At 64.6% G+C, this 5,890-nt stretch carries 3 protein-coding genes; 1 reads left to right on the forward strand and 2 read right to left on the reverse strand.

From position 1 onward, the window contains the following. On the forward strand, positions 1 to 1,937 hold a 1,937-nt coding region (locus ON21_RS30880; RefSeq protein WP_039803879.1), incomplete at its 5' end, for a hypothetical protein. 111 nt (positions 1,938 to 2,048) lie between these two features. Here the strand turns inward: ON21_RS30880 and ON21_RS30885 are convergent. Together ON21_RS30885 and ON21_RS30890 are read right to left on the reverse strand one after the other, a co-directional pair. Next, the gene (locus ON21_RS30885) at positions 2,049 to 4,094 is read right to left on the reverse strand and encodes an ATP-binding protein (protein WP_245562807.1); all 2,046 of its coding nucleotides are present in this window, start codon (positions 4,092 to 4,094) and stop codon (positions 2,049 to 2,051) included. A gap of 232 nt (positions 4,095 to 4,326) precedes the next feature. After that, on the reverse strand, positions 4,327 to 5,890 hold a 1,564-nt coding region (locus ON21_RS30890; RefSeq protein ID WP_051021513.1), incomplete at its 5' end, for an MMPL family transporter.

Raw genomic sequence — 5,890 nt, forward strand, 5'->3', positions numbered from 1 at the left:
CGCCGGTGATCGATCCCGACCCGCGGATGACCCGAGTCGACGCGCGATTCGATCCGGGCATGCCGGAGGCCGGTGACTACCGCCCGCTCGATTCGGCCCCGAACAGCGGCCGATTCCCTCGGCAAGGCGATACCTACGCCGCACGCGTCACCGACGGTCGCGAGGGCCTCCACGACACGAGCTCCGGAACACAAGCCGGCCATCGGGGCGGAGCCCACGTCCATCTCGCCGGACGTGAAACCTCGGCCCACCCAACTGTCCCGGGCGAAACGACCGGCCCTCGTCCCGACGAACTCACCAGCCCGGCCGCAACGGCCATGCCTGCCCCGGCACGCGGCGCCGATGAAAAGCCTGCAACCAACGGTCGCGCGGTCGAATCACTGATCAACGGCCACCCTGTCACCATCGACCGCGCACGGCCCGCGACGACGGACCACCGGGGCGGCGGAATGCACGGAGACTTCCCCGTCTCGGGCCCTGCGAACGCTCGCCCGATCAACGGCCACACGATCGATACGCCGACCAACGGCCACCCCATCTCGATCGACCGCCCTCCGCTCACGGGGTCGGCCGCGATGGATGGCGAAGTGCGCGGGAAGACCGCCAATCCAGGCCCCGTCGACGAGCGTCCGACCAACGGCCATGCGGTTACCGATGGCCCGAACGGTGCCGCGTTCGCGCGCACTCGCAACGGCCATACACACGACCTGTCCATGAACGGCCACGTCCAGCCGATCGACGGTATGACCGACCAGGCGCCCGCCAACGGAAATGGGCATCCGCGCATCAACGGACATACCTTGCGTCCGGCCACCAACGGCCACATCATGGCGACTCCCACCGACAGCTCTGTGAAACGCTCGGACGAGAAGACCGTTTACCCCGGCACCGATGGCGAGTTCCGCGCGACCGGAGAAACGCGAGTGAACGGGCACCACGCCGCACCGAATACCAATGATCCCTCCATCGAAATGACCACTGGCATCGATGCGCTTGCCATCCCGGTCAGCGAGCACACCGCTCCCCTCGTCACCGAGCACCCTGGGGAAACCAGCGCTGCCAACGGAAGCCCGGTTCCATCGGCCGTCGGTGGCCGCGCGGTGACAACGCCCCCTGCGCATCCGATCTCCCCCGCCACACAGCAAGACGCGGAGGTTCGTGCCGCGAACCACCCGGCCCGACCCGCTGAACCCGAAGCAGCACAGCCTTCTTCGGTCGACATCGAGCGCGAAACATCGCGCCCAGCGGAATCGCCTGCGTCCGACAACCAGGAATCGCATCGCAACAATCCTGCGGCACAACAGATTTCGCTCGCCGACCTGCACGACGGTCTCGAATTCGGCGAGTACCCCTCGACACGGGGGAACGGTGCGGCATCACCGCATCCACATGCCGATCGAGGCGGACGTGCGATCGACCGCACGCATCGCGGAGACGACTCGGCCCGGCACCCGGGTTCCGCCGAACCCATGCGCACCCCTCCGCACGCGACCGCCGACGCCGCCGCGCAGGTACACCCGAGTGCCACCGCTCCCCGCGCGGCGAAACGCGGAAAGTCGGTGTCCGCCGAGCAGAACGACCACTCCGCCGACACGGAGAGCGAACAATTGGCGCTCGAGGAAGCCCCCGAGCCTTCGCGTCCCCGCGTCGAACCGATGCCGGTCATCGGCACGTACGACGACGAGGACGACGAATTCCCCACCGAGCCGGAGGAAGCAGACACCGACGACGACGAGATCTCGGCTATCGCACGCGCGATCACCGACCGCCGCCTGTCCCCCCTCCCGATCGAGGAGGTCAGAGAGATCCTGACCCTCGCCGATCAGGGCGGTTCGACCCCGGCCATCGCGAACGAACTCGGCGTCCCCCGCTCCGCAGTCACCCGCGTTCTGGACTCGGCCATCAAAGTCCACCGCCCCTACGCGACCATCGGGTGAGCCGTCACCCGGACCAGCATCATCGCGTCGAGCCTCGCTCCGGTCGTCCACAAGCTCCCGGTCGCGCGTGCCGAGTAGATCGGCTGCCGGCCTCGGTCACGCCCTACGAGCTCAACTCGACGGCAGTCCAAGCTTGTCGAAAAATGCCCGATTGCGCTCTGTGGCGGAGTTGACCAGCCGGTCGAAGGACATGACCTCTATGTACGCCTTCGCCGGCTCGTTGAAACCGAAGTAGCCAAGGCCGTCATGAGTCCGCCGTAGATTCGCGTATTCACACCTGTTCACCAGTGTCGTTGTGAGGTCGGCCAGGATGTAACAGAAGGCTGGCGAATCCTGTGACGCCGGGATCGGACGTCCTGCGGCCGTCACTACACCGCCGCTTCGCACGCGCTTCACGTAATCGAGCGACTGAAGGATCGGGTCCTTGTCCTCCGACGCGTCGTTCCGCATCGGTCGCTTGATCTCGACCACGACGATCGATGCCAACGGCAATGTGTCACCCTCCGCTGCTAGCACCGGCGTGTCGATCAGCCGCGTCGAAAGAATGTCCGGTTCCCTTGTCGACTGAGAGCCGGTGATCGGCATGCTCTTGAGGGTCTTATCGGAGGCGAGGTAGTCGTGAAAAGCCAGCCGCTCGTCGATGATCCACAGATTGGCCGCGTCGGTCCCGATCTCATTCGAGTCGGTACGCATTGGCATGAGCAGCGAGTGGATAGCGTCCTCTCGAGAATACCTACCCTGCTCGTTCGTCCTGATGAGCTTAGACAAGAGATCGAGAATCACTCGACGGCGGGAGACGTACGCCGCCAGGTCGGATTGATTGATGTCCCGAACTTTGTCGAGGTACTGGTTCAGCCGTTCCTGGTAGTCCTCCAGGGGAGTGGAGCCGGCCTCTGCGTATATTGCCTGTCCCTGCGTGATGGTATCGGCCTCCAGCTTCTGGAAATTGCGATGAAGCAAGAGTTCGAGGTCTGAATCCTTGATGGACGGGTCCACGGTCACGCCGAGTGACTCGAGCCTGGAAAGGACGGGGCGGTACCGAGGTGCGCGGTTGCTGACGAACTCGAGGACTCGCGCCTTGCCTGCGTCGCGGGCTGCGGCGAGTGAATCGGCAAGGAGTTTTTCCACTTCGCGCAGAACGCCCGAACGGATATCTTCCAGCGAGATATCGTCTTCCAACGTCGGGTTCGCCAGTCGTTCATTGATATCGAACGCGGTGCGGTCAGCGCGTACGTGGGCGTCCAGAAAGTCGGATGACAAGTAACAGACGTAAGTGAATTCAGTTGCCGTGTCGTCTTTCAACCTTCCGTACAGTCCTGGGATCTTGCCGGTGAGGTTTTCCTCCACGACGACGCGGCTCGCCGCACACCAGCACAACCGAGGCGTGAGATTGCGTGTTGAGGACTTGAGGCGAAGATTGATCATGGCGAACTTCTTGCCTTTGACCTCGATGGTCGTCTGCGGCAACTCGGAAAAGACGAATTCTTCCATCAGTTTCGTGAGGGAGATGACATCCTCGTCATCGACAATCGTCACCTCAGGGGCGCCGCCCGGCCGCAGGAAGTACCAAATGCAGTGTTCGAACACCGCACGGGCGATGGTCTCGCCGGTCTTCGGCGCGTTCCTCTGGAAAGCGGCTTTGAACCCGTCGAGATAGACGACTGTGCCCGTTTCATCGAAGCAGTCCGGCGCCTCGTCGTGCTCGACTTCGCGGTCCACGGAAAACTTGAATGCCCGGGCGCGAAGATCGCCGTCGTCATCGAGGTACGCGCTCCGTATCGAAACCCTGTCGAACGCCTTGAGCCAGAGCAGACGTCCGACGCCGCGGCAACCCATCTCTGCCTTGTAGTCACTGTCCAGCGTCTCGAACGAGCTCATGTTGGCCGGCGTGAAACCCACGCCGTTGTCCTCGATGAGAAAGCCCAGTATTGGTTTCAGCGTCACACGGCCCGCGTCGGACAAGTCGAAGTCGAACTCATCTTGTCCGCTCCGCTGAAGCGTAACTCGAAGGCGTCCGTGCTCGATATTCTCACCGAAGCGTGCGTCGATCGCTTGGAGACCGTTGACGACGGCCTCCAATAAGGGCAAGAGCGAATGACTTTTGGGCAGGCTTGTATTCCGTACCCGCCCTGCCAGAGAAGTGATCAGCGCCATCATGCCCTCCCTCGATGCTGTGCAGCCCAACTCTAGCGGGGCACGGCTCCATATCCCAGGCAACTCGGCCAATCTGGCGGGAAGAAGACAAAGGACTCGCCTGGCCACGCAAACTGCCCGAACAAACGCTGCCTCTACTACTTAGCAGAAGCTGTGCACCCGCAATATTCCGAGTGCACAGCTGGAGTTCGGTCTGCTCAGGCGCGTAGGTCGTCCGTGTGGAACGGCTCCGGTATCAACTCTCGCCGACCGAAGTGCCGACCGCCTCGCGAGACTCCGATCCCGACCCACCGGGCTTCTCGTCCCCGTGCCCCGGCCACCACGCCTTGTGCCCGATGAGCGCCGTGAGCGCGGGCGTGAAGAACATCGCCATGACGAACGCCGCAATCGCGATGCCCACCGAGATGGCGAAGCCCATCTGGGCGAGGACGTTGTTGCCCGCCAGCATCATCGACGCGAATGTGCCCGCCAGGATCACCCCGGCCGCCGCGATGGTCGGACCGGTGTGCCGCACCGCCAGCGCGGCGGCCTGTTTCGGCTCGTTGCCCTCGCGCGCCTCTTCCCGCAGCCTGGCGACCATGAGGATGTTGTAGTCGGTGCCCAACGCGACCACGAACAGGTACATGATCACCGGAAGGGTGAAGATCAGGCCGGTCTCGCCACGGAAGTGCTGGAACACCACCACCGCGGCGCCGAGCGTGGCGGCGAATCCGAGGAACACCGAGGCCATCAGGTACCAGGGCGCGACCACACTGCGCAGCAGCAATCCCAGCACGATCATGATCAGGACCGCCGCCACGGGGAACACGATCGCGTAGTCGTGCGCCATCGCCTCCTGGAAGTCGACGAAGATCGAGGTCAGACCGCCGACCGCGGCGGTGGCACCGGCGGGCGCCGCCGCATGCGCGACATCGCGCAGCGGTCCGGACACGGTGTCCAGCGCGGCATCCGACTCCGGCGCGGCATCGAGCGTCACCGCGAAGTCGGCGATCGTCTTGTCGGCGGACAACTTCGGCTCGGCCACCTGCCCCACACCGGGTACTCCGGCCAGCGCGTTGCGGTAGGAGCTGAGCTGATCGGCGGTCAGCGCACCGTCGGACTGCAACAGGACGTCCGAAGGCTGGGTGGTCCCGGCCGGCAGGCCCTTGACCAATTCCTTGCTGTAGACGACGGATTCCGATGCCTGCGAGGTGGAGCCGGAGCTGAGATCGAACGTCGGGTGGAAACCCAAGGCGAAGATCCCGAGCACGACCAGCACGCCGCCGGAGGCCGCGGCGAACGCCCCGGGCCGACGACCGAGCGCATTCCCGATCGCGGTGAACCGCGCGCCCTTCGGTTCGATACGCCACGCCTTGGACGGCCAGAACACTTTGGTGCCCAGCAGCGAGACCACGGCGGGAACCAGCGTCAGCCCCGCCAGCAGCGCGACCGCCACCGCGATCGCCAGCGCCGGGCCCATGGCGCGGAACATGCCGAGCGTGGACAGCACCAGCGCCATGAACGCGATGATCACCGCGCCCGCCGCGGATGCGATCGCCTCACCCACCCGGGTGACGGCGCTGACCATGGCGGTCTTCGAATCCTCGCCGGCGCGCAGCCGCTCGCGGTAGCGGAACATCAGGAACAGGATGTAATCGGTGCCGACACCGAACAGCACCACCACCAGGATGGCGTTGATCGATGCGTCGATCTGCAAGTCGAAGGCCTTGGCCACCATGGCGATCAACCCACTGACCATGCTGGAGATCGCGCCGATCACCACGATCGGCAGCAACGCGATCACCGGGCTGCGGAAGATG

The sequence above is a fragment of the Nocardia araoensis NBRC 100135 genome (genome assembly GCF_000308435.1).
GTDB classification, from domain to species: domain Bacteria; phylum Actinomycetota; class Actinomycetes; order Mycobacteriales; family Mycobacteriaceae; genus Nocardia; species Nocardia araoensis.

What these genes read in the sequence shown, in the direction of transcription:
- ON21_RS30885 (WP_245562807.1), bottom strand. Translation starts at nt 4,094, where the DNA reads ATGATGGCGCTGATCACTTCTCTGGCAGGGCGGGTACGGAATACAAGC.